The organism is Paenibacillus pectinilyticus, assembly GCF_001700435.1.
Classification (GTDB): domain Bacteria; phylum Bacillota; class Bacilli; order Paenibacillales; family NBRC-103111; genus Paenibacillus_E; species Paenibacillus_E pectinilyticus.
Genome location: NZ_LYPC01000020.1, coordinates 57,198 through 71,971, shown reverse-complemented (window position 1 = coordinate 71,971; position 14,774 = coordinate 57,198). Strand labels below are relative to the sequence as shown.

The following is a 14,774-nucleotide window of genomic DNA, read 5'->3' as shown; positions in this document are numbered from 1 at the left end:
TGACATCATCCCTTCTGATTAGCATTGCCTGTTACCCGTTCATTCCCACCGATAAGAATAATTTCACCATGCCCATCGACAACTGCGCCATCTTCAACGACTGTATTTTCACCAATAATAGCTTTAGTAATTGTGACGTTATTCCCAATCTTCGCATTTGGCATGATGACGGAATCCGTAATTTGACTGCCCTCGCCAACTTGAACACCGAAGAAAAGGACGGAATGATCAACATCGCCGAATATCGCACAGCCCTCATTGACCAAAGAACGTTTGATATTCGCTGTAGGTGCTACATATTGAGCAGGCTGGTACGGATTCTGAGAATACACACGCCAGTCTTTATCATTTAAGTTAAGTTCATTATTATCATCCAAAAGGTCCATATTCGCTTCCCATAGGCTATCAATCGTACCGACGTCCTTCCAATAGCCTTGGAATGGATAAGCAAACATTCTCGCTTCATCCTTCAGCATCATCGGAATGATATCTTTACCGAAATCTTTACTCGACTCCGGATTCGCCTCATCTTCCAGCAAATAGGATTTCAATGCTTTCCAGTTGAAAATGTAGATCCCCATCGAAGCCAGGTTGGAATTAGCTTCCTTCGGCTTTTCTGCGAATTCGGTAATTTCTTGCTTATCGTTTACGCTCATAATGCCGAAACGGCTTGTTTCTTCCCATTTCACTTCGATAACCGCGATCGTAGCATCCGCTTTTTTCTCTTTGTGATAGGCCAGCATGAGGTCGTAATCCATTTTATAAATATGGTCACCCGAGATGACCAAGACATATTCCGGATCATATTGCTCGATAAATCCAATGTTGCGATAGATCGCATTTGCGGTCCCTTTGTACCAGTCGCCGCCTTTTTGTTCCATGAACGGTGGCAGCACAGTTACACCACCATATTTACGGTCAAGATCCCAAGAGCTTCCAATTCCGATGTACGTATTAAGCACGAGTGGCTGATATTGCGTAAGAACACCTACAGTATCAATCCCTGAATTCGTACAATTGCTGAGAGTAAAATCAATAATGCGATATTTGCCGCCGAAATGAACAGCAGGCTTGGCTAAATTATTCGTTAGTACGCCTAATCGACGCCCTTCTCCTCCAGCGAGGAGCATGGCAACACATTCTTTACTGCGCATATTTGATTTCCCCCTTCAACTTCGTCAATCTCTGTTTGGAATTCACTCACACACTTGATATAGACAGCCGCAAGCGGCGGAATACATAGAGCTAAGGTATAGGGCTGGCCATGCATGGACGTAACAACACTGGTGATTGGCAGCGAATTCCCCTGCCCTGAACCACCGAACTCGGCAGCATCACTATTGAAAACAACTTCATAAACCCCTAATTTTGGAACGCCGATCCGATAATCCGGATGAACGACAGGTGTAAAATTACACACGAGAATAAGTTCATCCTCCGGCAAATTCCCTTTGCGTAAATACGTGACAACACTTTGGCTCTCGTCATGGGGATTAATCCATGCAAAGCCAGCTGGATCATGATCCAGCTGCCATAGCGCTGGTTCATTTAAATAAAAATGATTAAGCGACTTCACATAATGATGCATCTGAACATGCTTCTCATAATCTTCTAACAGAAACCAGTCCAGTTCTTCCATATCTTTCCATTCATCAAACTGACCGAATTCACTGCCCATGAAGAGCAGTTTTTTACCTGGATGCCCTGACATGTAACCATATAATACTCTTAGATTAGCAAATTTCTGCCAATAGTCACCTGGCATTTTATGGAGGAGTGATCGTTTGCCATGCACAACCTCATCATGCGATAACGGAAGCACATAATTCTCACTCCAGGCGTACATGAACGAGAAGGTAATCAGCTTGTGATTGTACCTGCGGTGGATCGGATCCAGCTTCATGTACTTGAGCATATCGTTCATCCAGCCCATATTCCACTTGTAGTTAAAGCCCAGCCCGCCTTCGTGGACAGGAGCTGTTACCAGCGGCCAGTCTGTTGAATCTTCGGCCATCATCAGCGCATCTGGAAAATAGGAGAAGACCACTTGATTCAGCTTGCGGATGAAAGCAACAGCTTCCAAATTCTCCTCACCGCCAAGTTGGTTGCGGATAGGCGCTTCGTTCCATCTGCCGAAATTAAGATGCAGCATGGAGGCGACAGCATCCACGCGTATGCCATCCATATGATACATGTCCATCCAAAATACGGCATTTGAGATTAAAAAGCTTTGCACCTCTGGTCTGCCGAAGTCGAAGGTCAGTGTTCCCCACTCCAGCTTCTCTGCTTTGCGAGGGTCCTCATATTCATATAACGGTTTTCCATCAAACATGCGAAGTCCATGACTGTCTTTGCAAAAATGGCCTGGCACCCAATCCATGATGACGCCGATACCTTGCTGATGACAGCGATCTACGAATCGCATGAAATCCTTTGGCTCCCCATGACGGCTCGTTACGGAGTAATACCCCGTGGCTTGGTAGCCCCAAGACCGGTCAAATGGGTGCTCCGCTAACGGCATGACCTCGATATGGGTGTAGCCCATGTCGACAGCATAGTCGACTAATTCATCCGCTAATTGTTGATACGTGTACAATTCTTCGCTTGCTCGATCCTTTTTACGCCAAGTCCCCAGATGAACTTCATAAATGGAAAGCGGCTTATTGTAAGCTGGCGTTTCTTTCTTCTTCTGTTGCCAAGCCTGATCCTGCCACGCATACCCATGCAAATCGACAACACGCGATGCCGTACCAGGACGCAACTCTGAATAGAAGGCATATGGATCTGCTTTTAACAAAATTTGACCCGTTTGGCTATGGATTTCGTACTTGTAATAGTCGCCTTCACTCGCTTCCGGAATGAATATCATCCAGAGGCCTAGCGTACTAATCTTCTTCATTGCATGTTCGCCCGTTTGCCATTCATTGAAATCGCCAAGAACATAAACATCTTTGGCATGCGGTGCCCATACGGCGAAACGTACGCCTTCATGCCCTTTTTCTTTGCTAACATGTGCCCCTAAGATACGATAACTGTGGAACAGGGATCCTTCATGAAGCAGAAACAAATCCTCGGAGCTGGGTATTCCAACATTTGCTCCCACATTATCCCCCCTTATTTCGACATGTCTTACCTCTAAGATGAATGTTGCATAACGGTTCTACCTCTACAAATACAACAAACAGGTAAAGAATTCCTTCAATTCCAACCGAATAAAAAAAGGAAATCTCAGAACGTTCGGTGAATTATTGATAGGACATGATATCGAAAGGTGGAATTAACATAATGAAGGACAAAGTCAAAGGACTCATCGTAGGTTTAACAATTGGATCCGTGCTTAGCGGAACTGTGGCATTTGCAGCGGGAAATCAAATTGAAGTCGCTTTTCGTAATCTGACGTACATGTTCGATGGTGTCGAAAAAGCACCCGTGGATGCGAAAGGTTTTATTTATGAAGGTACGACCTATGTACCGTTACGCTTCATGAGCGATTCTCTTGGTAAAAAGGTCGAGTGGGATGATGCTACGAGCACCATCTGGATCGGAAACAATCCAACGCATGTCGTTGCGACCTACAAGGGCGGGACCGTAACGAAAGGTGAATTTGATGCTTTCTTTAACCTGCAAGCGCTCTTCAACAGTTCACATGCAGCGTCGAAAGATAATGTTGATTACCAGACAAGTATGCTCAAACAATTAATTACGAACCGTATTCTCTATAGCCGCGCTTCTGAGGCTGATATCGAAGCTGCGAAGAAAAGTGCAGCTCAGCAAGTCGCAGCCTGGAAACAGCAAATGGGTGAAGATAAATTTAAGTCCGACTTAAAAGGCGTGAACGCGACAGAAGCTGATATCCAGTACTACCTTGTTGGCGGCATGACGGCCAATAATTATATTAAATCCACTATCACAGATGCTCAGCTAAAAGCACAGTATGATGCCACATTGGCAGCGAATAAGGATGCCTTTACGATCGCGTCTGTGCGTCATATTTTGATCGGATTAACGGATTCACAAGGGAAAACTATTCGTACAAAAGATGAAGCTTTGGTCATTGCGAAGGACGTTGAGACGAAGTTGAAAAATGGCGGGGATTTCGCAGCTCTTGCGAAACAATACTCCGACGATCCGGGTTCAAAGGATAATGGCGGATTATATGCAGACGCCGATGTTAGTCAATGGGTGGAAGGCTTTAAGAAGGCTGCCATCTCCCAACAAGTTGGTGTCGTGGGCGATCCGGTTGAAACTGAGTATGGGTATCACGTGATCAAAGTAGAATCCCGCTCTGTTAAGCCATTTGATACGGTGAAAGAATCGCTTCGTGCTTCGCTTGAACAGGCACAGTCGCAGCAATTCTCAGAGAAAGAACTTCCAGGATTGATTGAAAAGATCGATTTAAGTCAATAAATGGTGTACAATCAGAGTTTAGTCAAGTAAACAAGTTGAAGGATGGATTACAGCATGTTTTATGCAAAAGATTGGGTCGATTATGAACTTCTAGATACCGGCGGCGGCGAAAAGCTAGAACGCTGGGGTACAATTGTACTTCGCAGACCCGACCCCCAAATTATTTGGCCCTTAGAAAAAGAAACACCAGCTTGGCGTCAAGCTGACGCTCATTATCATCGCAGCTCCAGCGGCGGTGGTCAATGGCAACAAAACGCAGAGCTCCCTGAGCGCTGGACGATCACGTATGATCAGAAGCTGACCTTCTATATTAAGCCAACCAGCTTCAAACACACCGGTTTGTTCCCTGAACAAGCGGTCAACTGGAAATGGATGATGGACAAGATCAAAGGCGCTGGTCGCCCGATTAAGGTTCTCAACCTTTTCGCTTATACAGGCGGCGCTTCCCTTGCTTGTGCACATGCAGGCGCTGAGGTGTGCCATGTGGATGCTTCCAAAGGGGTTGTCCAATGGGCGAAGGAAAATTTGCACCTAAGCGGTATGGGCTCCAAACCAGTTCGCTTTATCACGGACGATGTGTTCAAATTCGTACAAAGAGAACAGCGCCGCGGCAGCAAGTACGATGCCATCATTATGGATCCGCCTTCGTATGGACGGGGACCTAACGGTGAAACATGGAAATTGGAAGATGACCTCTTCCCTTTCATCCAGACGTGTCAATCGATTCTGACAGACAATCCGTTGTTCCTATTGATTAATTCCTACACGACGGGAATTTCGGCTACCGTACTTCAGAACATTTTGACGATGGCTATGAAAGCCAAGCATGGCGGTACGATCTCCAGCGGTGAAATCGGCCTTCCGATTACGCATTCCGGTCTTATGCTCCCATGCGGTATTCTAGGGCGCTGGGAGGCGTAAGCGGTGGCAGGATTCAAGGACGGCAATCAGGCATCGCAAATTCCCATTCTCTTCGAAGACAACCACATTCTTGTGGTGGAGAAGCCCATCAACATGCCCACGCAGGAAGACGAGTCACGTGATCTCGACTTGCTGAGCGCCTTGAAGGCGGACATCAAGGAACGATATAACAAGCCCGGCAATGTGTACCTTGGGCTTGTCCATCGCTTGGATCGTCCCGTTGGCGGCGTCATGGTCTTCGCCAAAACGTCAAAAGCCGCGTCCCGACTATCGGACGCGGTAAGAACAAGGCAGCTCGACAAGACCTACGTCGCTGTCGTGCACGGTAAGCCCTCTCAGGCGGCAGCTACGCTGCGCCACTGGCTGTGGAAGGACACGCGGACAAATACCGTCAGCGTGGTCAAGGCAGGCCAGCCAGACGCCAAGGAGGCGGTGCTGGACTACAAGCTGCTCGGCAGCCAAGACGGGCTCAGCTTGATCCAGATCAAGCTGCATACCGGGCGGCCGCATCAGATCCGCGTGCAGCTGGCAGCCATCGGCTGCACGCTGTACGGCGACCAGCGCTACGGCAGCGCTGTCAACAAACCCGGCCAACAGCTCGCGCTGTGGGCCACGGCTCTTGCCTTTGAGCATCCTGTGCTCAAGGAAAAGATGCATTTCCGGTCGGTGCCTCCGGTGCAGCGCCCGTGGAACGAATTCACCATCCCCGAGCTATAGCAGCGAGGGATCTATCGTGCAGGCTGCGAGAGGTTAATTCGCAACTTTGCCCAATAAATAAATAAGCAATTTCTGATTATGAGCGGAAACGCGATTCAGGTACGAATCCAAAAGTTCTTCACGGATTCCACGGCCTCTCTCGCATTCCGCTTTTCCTTTGTCCGTTACATGAATCCAGACGATCCGACGATCCTTCTCATCACGCACACGCGTGATTAACTCCGCTTTTTCCATCCGGTCTAATAAGGTTGTCACGGCAGCGGGTGTTGTGGATAAGTATTCGATCAAATCCGAAGGCTTCATACGTTCATGGACTAGAAGCAGTTCCAACACATTTAACTGACCTTCCGTAATCGTAGGGGCTAAGCCTACCTCCATTTGATTTTTCAATTCCTTCGATAATTTTAACCACAGCTTTCCGAATTCATCGGAATACATCCTCATCAACTCGCTTCCAATTTCGCCTATTTACATCAAGTATAGCATGCCTTTTCGCTAGTTTAAAGATTAATGCCATTAATATTTTCTTACAAAAATCGCAGGTTACATGGACATGCTGAGGATTGCTGAAAGCTCATGTCGAGCCTTCTCACAGTTTGTCTACTCGTAAGAGGAATGCCAAGCTAATCGACTTCTTTTAACATTTCGCCCATCCCCTACATATACTGATCGCAGTGGTATAACGCCCTTCTAAGGAGTGATAGGCATGGAAACATGGAAAATGGAACTTGGCAAAAAAGCGCTGGAAGCCGGCATGTTAAAAGACCCACAGTGGCTGGATCGATTAGACGAACCGATGCCCCTGTGGGTCTTATTAGAGATAGCCTTTATGCTAATTGAGAAGCTGGATCCCCCAACGATTAGTTATGATTGAGGAAAACGCAGAATCTCAACAATGGATTCTGTTTTGCTGACTGGAATCAGCGACTTGCCTTGTGCTTTACGATCTTCGAGCGGAGCCGTTTCCGTTGAGAAGCGCAGCTTCTCGCCAGTGCTCATCACAGCGGTGATCACATAATCCATTTTCACAATAAATGTCCGAATTAAGGCTGCTCCGTTAGGTCTGACACGCTTACCTTCCTTGAACTCGAAGGTAATAATCCCCTTACCGCCACGACCTTGAATTGGATAATCCACAACGAGAGATCGCTTCGCATACCCGAGGTCCGAGATGACCAGTACTTCCCCTTCATCCCCATAAATCCACTCAGCTGACACGACTTCATCGTCTTCCTTGAGCTGGATGCCGCGTACACCTGCGGCCGCACGGCCCATCGGGTTTACTTCCTCCTCGCGGAAGCGTATGCTCATGCCCTGCTTCGTGACAAGCAGAATTTCCTTCGTATTGTCACTCAAATGAACACGCAGTACCTCGTCTTGTTCGCCAAGCTTACAAGCTACAATCGCGTTCGAGCGGTTTGTCATGTACTCTTTGAGCTCTGTACGTTTGACTTGACCTTTCCGTGTAACGAACACGAGTGATTTTGTCGGATCGTCAAAGCCTTTCACCGGAATCACACTCACAATGCGATCTTCCTTGGCGATGGGTATGACGTTCACAATGGCCGTACCATTCTCTTTCCACTTGTACTCTGGGACTTGGTGGACAGGCAATAAGTAGTATTGCCCCTTCTTCGTGAAAATCAGCAGGCTTTCAATCGTGTTAACATCGAGCAAGAAACGAAGGTAATCGCCTTCTTTCATGCCGGTATTCTCAAGTTCGCCGCCTGAGCGCGTAAAGGAAAGCTTGCTTGTCCGCTTCAAGTAGCCTTCGTTGGACAAGGTCACTAGCACATCTTCGGCGTTCACAAGTACTTCAAGATTTACTTTTAGCTCTTCCACTTCACCTTGGATTTCGGAACGGCGATCGATGCCGTATTTCTTACGGATATCGCCCATTTCATCCTTAATGACACCCAAAAGCTTCTTCAAACTGCCGAGAATCCCGCGTAAGTACGCAATCGTTTTCTCAACATCCTTCAATTCCTTCTCTAGCGTGGTTATTTCTAAATTCGTTAGACGGTATAATTGCAGGACGAGAATAGCATCAGCTTGACGTTCAGAGAAATTAAACTTCTCTACGAGATTATTTTGAGCGTCTTGACGGTTTTTGGACGCTTTGATGGTCGCGATGACCTCATCCAAAATGTTCAAAGCTTTCACGAGGCCTTCTAGTACATGGGCCCGATCTTCGGCTTTCTCCAGTTCATATTGCGAACGGAACGTTACAACCTCTTTCTGATGCTCAATATAAGCTTCCAGAATCTCGCGAATACCGAGCTGACGAGGCGCTTTGTTCACAATCGCAACCATGTTGAAGTTATAAGTCACTTGCAGATCCGTTTTTTTCAGCAAATACGCCAAAATTCCTTGTGCATCCGCTTCCTTCTTGAGTTCGATCACGATACGCAGACCGTTTCGTCCGCTTTCATCACGCACTTCGGCGATACCCTCGATCTTCTTCTCCAGACGGATGTTCTCCATCGCAGTAACCAATCGAGATTTGACGACTTGATACGGGATTTCTGTAATCACAATTTGTTGTCTGCCGCCGCGCATCTCTTCGATCGCAGTTTTGGAACGAATGTGAATACGGCCTTTTCCTGTGCGATATGCATCACGAATGCCTTCTTCCCCCATGATAATGCCGGAGGTAGGGAAATCTGGGCCTTTGACAATCGCCATGAGCTCATCGACTGTGATATCCGGTTTATCAATCATCGCCATACACGCGTCAATAATTTCACGCAGGTTGTGCGGCGGAATTTCCGTTGCAAAGCCTGCTGAGATCCCACTTACCCCATTGACAAGCAGGTTCGGGTAACGTGCTGGCAATACGACTGGTTCTTTTGTTGAATTATCAAAGTTATCCTTGAACAAAACCGTACGTTTCTCGATATCGCGCAGCAATTCCATGGCGATTTCAGATAACCGTGCTTCCGTATAACGCATTGCTGCTGGCGGATCATCGTCTAACGAGCCCCAGTTTCCGTGTCCGTCAACTAAGGTATGTCCCATTTTCCAAGGCTGCGCCATACGAACCATACCGTCATAAATGGACGCATCACCATGCGGATGATAGTTCCCCATAACGTCTCCAACGGTTTTGGCAGACTTCCGATAGGGTTTATCAGGAGTATTACCTGAATCGTACATCGCGTACAACACACGGCGTTGTACAGGCTTCAGACCGTCCCTTACGTCGGGGATCGCGCGATCTTGAATAATATATTTGGAATAACGACCGAAACGGTCGCCAACTATCTCTTCTAGATAGGCTGGTAAAAACTCTTCTAAAATACTCAACTTCCCGTCACCACTCTTTTTTATCTACTCGACATATTCGGTAAAATCAACATTCTCGATAATCCATCGTTTACGCGGATCTACTTTATCACCCATCAATGTCGTCACACGACGCTCTGCTTTGGCGGCATCTTCAATCTGAACTTGAAGCAACGTGCGGCTTTCCGGATTCATGGTTGTTTCCCACAGTTGATCCGGATTCATCTCACCTAGTCCTTTATAGCGTTGAAGTTCCGTGTTTTTGCCGAGTTCTTTGACTACAACTTGCAGCTGATCGTCCGTCCATGCGTATTTGTGACCTCCGTTTTTACCTTTGCGCGTCACTTTATACAGCGGAGGCTGCGCGATATAGACTCTGCCTGAATCAATAAGCGGCTTCATATAGCGGTAGAAGAAGGTCAACAGGAGAACTTGAATGTGCGCACCGTCGGTATCCGCATCCGTCATAATAATAATCTTGCCGTAATTCGTCTCTTCTGATTCAAACTCTGAACCAACGCCTGCGCCAATTGCCGCGATAATCGCTTTATACTCTTCATTTTTCAAAATGTCAAGGAGCTTGGCTTTCTCAGGATTCATCGGCTTCCCTTTTAGTGGCAAAATCGCTTGGTGCTTCGAGTCACGACCTTGCTTCGCAGAACCGCCCGCGGAATCCCCTTCCACGATAAAAAGCTCATTGCGCTGCAAATCTTTGGATTGTGCCGGCGTCAGCTTCCCATTAAGATTCGAGCTCTCGCTCTTGCCTTTCTTCCCGCTGCGAATCTCTTCGCGTGCTTTCCGCGCGGCTTCTCTTGCTCTGGAAGCTTGTACGGCTTTCTTCAGCATCATTTGCGCGATATGCGGGTTTTCTTCAAGGAAAACCGTCATTTTATCGGAAACGACCGCATCCACGGCACTACGTGCAATCGCACTTCCCAGTTGATCCTTCGTCTGGCCTACGAATTCGACATCACCCATTTTGATATTGATGACGACCATCATACCTTCGCGAAGATCTGTCCCATCGAGGTTCTTATCCTTTTCCTTGAGAATGCCCCCTTTACGGGCATATTCATTCATGACACGCGTATAGGCTGTCTTGAAGCCGGTCTCATGTGTACCGCCGCCGCGCGTAGGAATCGAGTTAACGAACGAAGCAATCGTCTCCGTATAGCCGTCATTGTATTGCAGAGCGACTTCAACTTCAATTTCATCCTTCTCCGAGGCAAAATGAATCACAGGATGCAGCACTGTTTTCTCTTCGTTCAGGAAGGCAACAAATTGACTTGCTCCACCTTCGTATTGGAAGGAATCCACTTTATCCGAACGTTCGTCTTTCAACGTTACATGCAAACCGGAGTTCAGAAAAGCAATCTCTTGCAATCTTTCCGCTAGCGTATCGTAATTAATCGTTGTACCGCCTTGAAAAACCCGTTTATCCGGCTTAAACGTGACTTTCGTTCCTGTCCGATTCGTATTACCAACGACCTCAAGGCCCGTGACCGGTTCCCCGACATGTTCAATCCCTTTGTCATCGATCCAGTATTCAAAGCGCATCTTATGCACCTTGCTATCACGGTAAATTTCCACTTCCAGCCACTCGGAGAGCGCATTCGTTACCGAAGCACCAACACCGTGCAAACCGCCGGATTTTTTGTATCCGGATCCGCCAAATTTACCACCTGCATGCAGGATCGTAAATACGACTTGTGGTGTAGGAACACCAGTCTTATGAATACCGGTAGGAATGCCTCGACCATTGTCCTGTACCGTAATCGATTGGTCTTTATGTATCGTGACATTAATTTTGGAACAGTGCTTTGCTAGGTGCTCATCGACCGCGTTATCTACGATTTCCCAGATCAGATGATGAAGACCTGAGGAACTGGTGCTGCCGATATACATCCCTGGTCTCTTACGAACGGCAACAAGCCCCTCCAGGACTTGAATATCATCCGCTTCATAATCAGATAGGGGTGATGGGGCTTTCCCTTTCGCAAATTCTAGTTGCTCAGCCATTGGAGCCCTCCTTTATCTCTCTTCGTATCCATTAATTTAAAATATCCTTGCGTGAAAAAACTGTAAATGAAACAATTAATGCCCCCAACGCCCATATGCTCAGAACGCTTAGTGAGAACGATAAATCCATCCCTTGAATCGGTGGGAGGCCTCCAGTCAAATATTTGGTTAAGTCTAGGTTAACCATAAATAAATATTTAGCCGTTTCCCACGAGGAAACCATGCTCGAAAGAATCGTACCTGATATTAATACGGCAAGCATAACTCCCATACCTGCTGCGGTTGAACGAATTAATACAGAAAGCATGAGTGACATGATGGCCACGACGATCGCCGTGAACCAGACTAAGCCAAACTCCATCAGGAGGTAGAACCATTGATCTACCGCGCTTACACGGCTAAAATCGACATCTGTCCCCGACAATTGAATGCCAATAAATATCGGCATATGCCATCCGTTATACCCAAAAACAACGCCAGAAATCAGATAACAAATCAATCCTGTAGACATCACTGTCAGTGACGTGAAGAAGATAACGGTGATTAATTTACTCAATAGGATTTTCCAACGCCTGACCGGTCTTGTCAACAATAATTTAATAGTCCCCGTAGAATGCTCGGATGATACGACATCGGCAGAAATGACCATGATAATCAAGGGGATGAATAAGCCAACGGCGTTTCTAATAAATTCGCGTGTAAATGTAACCGCATTCGGTGAGCTTGGATCCACATTTTTATCCAAATAATAATTCGAAATCTGAATTTGCACGCGAAGCTGCTGTTTCCACTCATCTGGCGTTCGGCCAGATCCTAAGCGCTTTTCCATGTCCGCGATTTTTTGGCGTTGATCCGCCTTCCAATCCGTCGTGCCAAATTGCTTCTGTGTATGTTGAGCAACCCGCATTTGAGCATAAGTGAACATGGGAATTAAAGCAAGAAGAATAAGTAAGATGACATAGAATCGCTTCTTCTTAATCATTTTGATCATTTCATTTTTAACTAGCGCATATAGTCCCGTCACGTTATTCACCTTCTCCTACTCTATTCGCTCACCTTCGGTTAGACGCAAGAACAAATCTTCCAGTGTTGGATTTTTGATTTCTACAGCATACAAGCTAATTCCTTTTTCCATCAGGAGCTGACTTACTTTAGGAATGTCCTCTTTATCCATTTGCGTTGAGAACTGTTTAACCGAAGCTGGCAAGCCAGTTGGGTTATCTATATCTGTTTCAATTGCGTGCGTCACCAGCGGCGATGATAGGAGCAAACGCTCAGCTTCATTCCCTGGTGAGACTGTCCAAACAACTTTACCACCTTGTGCAATAAGCTCATCCACAGCCCCCACTTGAATGACCTTTCCATGCGAAATAATCGCAACGCGATGGCACATTTGCTGAAGTTCGCTAAGTAAATGGCTGGAGACGAACAAGCTAAGCCCCTCTGCTGCCAGTCGTTGAATAAACTCCCTCATTTCTTTGATCCCTTGTGGATCTAGACCATTCGTAGGCTCGTCCAAAATAAGAAGGCTTGGTCGACCCAGCAGCGCCTGTGCGATGCCTAAACGTTGGCGCATCCCAAGGGAATACGTACGAACTTTGTCATGAATTCGCTGATCCATCGAGACAATTTCCACGACTTCTTGAATTCGTTTCTCATCCACACCCGGCAGCATCCGAGCGAAATGCTCAAGATTCTCCCAACCTGTCAAATAGGAGTAAAGTTCAGGATTTTCCACAATACAGCCGACTTTGCTCATGGCTTCGTCGTGCTCCTTATGTACATCATGTCCACAAATATGAATCGTCCCTTCCGTTGGGCGAATCAAATCCACGAGCATCCGAATGGTTGTTGTTTTGCCAGACCCGTTGGGGCCAAGAAATCCGAAGATTTCACCTGCATACACATCAAACGATATGCCTTTTATGATTTCTTTGTTTTTAATGCTTTTTTTGAGATTATGTACGGACAAAACGATCTTTGGTGTTGCTGCTATAGCCATCCCTATGCCCCCTTATTTTAAAATTTGGACGATTCGATCCGCGATCCGATCATATCCATCGCCATTTGGATGAAAATGATCCGCTGAAGACAAATATTTGATTAAATTTTGCTCAAACAAGTCGTAAGTTGGTACGATGATCATTTGAGGATACTTATTCGTCAGCTTAAAAACGCCATTATTCCATCTTTGAACCGTTAGAGAACCCTCTCTATTCGGATCTAAGTCAAGGAACGGATGGTATAATCCAATGTATAATAACGTTGCTTTCGGATTCGCTTTGTTGATATCTGCCATGATTTTATCCATATTGGCGAGCGCAGGATCAACCCGTTTCTCCGCTGCTTCTGGATTGAAGTCCGTTTGTGTTTCGCCCGTGAAAAGCCCATCCCCTCCGGCAAAAATATCATTTCCACCGATGGTAAGCAAGATGATATCCGCTTGAGCTAACGCATCTTGGGTCTTTTTCAATTCTAAATCAGCCAGCAGCTGATCACTTTTGTAACCCGGAATGGCGAGATTATTGAGTACATAAACCGGCTTGCCGCTTTCCTTTTCCAACTTATCACGAACACGTCCGACATAGCCTTTCCCTGTATTATCGCCAGTTCCAGCTGTTAATGAATCGCCAAGTGCGACGATTTGAAGTTTAGCGCTGCTATCGATGATTGAAGGTTTCGTTGGCGCAGGTGTCGCTAGCTGAAGGTCTCCAGATGCTTTGGGAAACCATATTTGATTCGCCGCGTAACCAAAGCCAACAGCGAAAACAATCGTTGATATTGTCGCGGTTAAACCAATGGCCCCCCAGATGAAGCGAGATGTTTTCAAGTGCTGTCCCTCCTGCGAATAATTGGCATATTTTAATTTTAAGAGTATAGCTTCTCGTCAAATTTTGCAAACATTGTGATAGAACACGAAATTTAAGGCAAACAATGCCTTTAAGAAGATATAGTCTCCCGCATAGGTAGGCAGCGTTTCTAACGAAATTTCTAGAAAGCTTTCATTCTTATCCAGCATGTCTGTTTGACTGCTTTCGGCGGTGAAAGTTTTAGTGCCTCATACAGATTGTAGCCGCCTCTGCCAAAGTTTTTCCCATAAACAACGGTTTGCTTAGCCCACAGCTCAACAATCGAGAACGTTTTGTCAGGACCGATCACTTTACCGATCTGATCACGATATTTTGTTACTTTCGCGTTGTATTTACTTATCCAGTCTTCTGCTTCTTGCTTTTTACCAACCACGTCACCAATATCACGTAACTGACCAAGTACATCTTTGGAATTCCCATCTCCGTAGGATAACACAATAGTTGGAGCAATTTTGGCGATGTCATCATATACTTTGGCTGCAGCACCGCCATCTTGTAAAATAATGAGATCCGGATTCAGGGATAGCACTTTTTCCTTAGAAATCGGACTTCCTA

13 protein-coding genes are annotated in these 14,774 nt (G+C 46.3%); 4 read left to right on the top strand and 9 right to left on the bottom strand.

Annotated features, from left to right (window positions below; genetic code table 11):
- Window positions 1-5: 5 nt before the first annotated feature.
- Window positions 6-1,154 carry a glucose-1-phosphate adenylyltransferase gene (locus A8709_RS14190; RefSeq protein WP_065853028.1) on the bottom strand — a complete coding sequence of 383 codons (1,149 nt, stop codon included), beginning with the start codon at window positions 1,152-1,154 and terminating at the stop codon, window positions 6-8.
- Entirely contained in the window at window positions 1,097-3,103 is a 2,007-nt protein-coding gene (glgB, locus tag A8709_RS14185) for a 1,4-alpha-glucan branching protein GlgB (RefSeq protein WP_065853027.1), read from the bottom strand. Before glgB ends, A8709_RS14190 begins: the two co-directional genes overlap by 58 nt.
- Window positions 3,104-3,285: 182 nt before the next feature.
- Between glgB and A8709_RS14180 the strand changes: the two genes are divergently transcribed.
- Genes A8709_RS14180 through A8709_RS14170 form a run of 3 tightly spaced genes read left to right on the top strand, consistent with a single transcriptional unit; the run spans window position 3,286 to window position 6,045 of the window.
- Window positions 3,286-4,407 carry a peptidylprolyl isomerase gene (locus tag A8709_RS14180; protein ID WP_065853026.1) on the top strand — a complete coding sequence of 374 codons (1,122 nt, stop codon included), beginning with the start codon at window positions 3,286-3,288 and terminating at the stop codon, window positions 4,405-4,407.
- A gap of 54 nt (window positions 4,408-4,461) precedes the next feature.
- The gene (locus A8709_RS14175; RefSeq protein WP_065853025.1) at window positions 4,462-5,328 is read left to right on the top strand and encodes a class I SAM-dependent methyltransferase; all 867 of its coding nucleotides are present in this window, start codon (window positions 4,462-4,464) and stop codon (window positions 5,326-5,328) included.
- A 3-nt stretch (window positions 5,329-5,331) separates the two neighbouring features.
- The gene (locus A8709_RS14170; protein ID WP_065853024.1) at window positions 5,332-6,045 is read left to right on the top strand and encodes an RluA family pseudouridine synthase; all 714 of its coding nucleotides are present in this window, start codon (window positions 5,332-5,334) and stop codon (window positions 6,043-6,045) included.
- Between the two features lie 33 nt (window positions 6,046-6,078).
- Here the strand turns inward: A8709_RS14170 and A8709_RS14165 are convergent, their stop codons facing one another.
- Entirely contained in the window at window positions 6,079-6,483 is a 405-nt protein-coding gene (locus tag A8709_RS14165) for a MarR family winged helix-turn-helix transcriptional regulator (RefSeq protein WP_056621812.1), read from the bottom strand.
- Window positions 6,484-6,751: 268 nt separating this feature from the next.
- On the opposite strand from A8709_RS14165, the gene A8709_RS34525 reads away from it, so the two are divergent.
- Window positions 6,752-6,919, top strand: a complete 168-nt coding sequence (locus A8709_RS34525; protein WP_167357073.1) for a hypothetical protein — start codon at window positions 6,752-6,754, stop codon at window positions 6,917-6,919.
- On the opposite strand, the gene gyrA is transcribed toward A8709_RS34525, so the two are convergent.
- From gyrA to A8709_RS14135, 6 genes are all read right to left on the bottom strand, one after another.
- On the bottom strand, window positions 6,910-9,351 hold the full coding sequence (gene gyrA, locus A8709_RS14160; protein ID WP_065853023.1) for a DNA gyrase subunit A: 2,442 nt from the start codon (window positions 9,349-9,351) through the stop codon (window positions 6,910-6,912). The genes A8709_RS34525 and gyrA overlap by 10 nt on opposite strands.
- A 24-nt stretch (window positions 9,352-9,375) precedes the next feature.
- Window positions 9,376-11,349, bottom strand: a complete 1,974-nt coding sequence (parE, locus tag A8709_RS14155) for a DNA topoisomerase IV subunit B (RefSeq protein ID WP_065853022.1) — start codon at window positions 11,347-11,349, stop codon at window positions 9,376-9,378.
- Between the two features lie 31 nt (window positions 11,350-11,380).
- Entirely contained in the window at window positions 11,381-12,373 is a 993-nt protein-coding gene (locus A8709_RS14150) for an ABC transporter permease subunit (protein ID WP_084224926.1), read from the bottom strand.
- Window positions 12,374-12,388: 15 nt separating this feature from the next.
- Complete coding sequence (locus tag A8709_RS14145) at window positions 12,389-13,351, bottom strand: ABC transporter ATP-binding protein (protein ID WP_084224925.1); 963 nt, start codon at window positions 13,349-13,351, stop codon at window positions 12,389-12,391.
- A gap of 12 nt (window positions 13,352-13,363) precedes the next feature.
- Window positions 13,364-14,179, bottom strand: coding sequence for a GDSL-type esterase/lipase family protein (locus A8709_RS14140; protein WP_065853021.1), 816 nt, complete (start codon window positions 14,177-14,179; stop codon window positions 13,364-13,366).
- A 161-nt stretch (window positions 14,180-14,340) separates the two neighbouring features.
- Window positions 14,341-14,763, bottom strand: a complete 423-nt coding sequence (locus tag A8709_RS14135) for an ABC transporter substrate-binding protein (protein ID WP_279615872.1) — start codon at window positions 14,761-14,763, stop codon at window positions 14,341-14,343.
- Window positions 14,764-14,774: the final 11 nt, after the last annotated feature.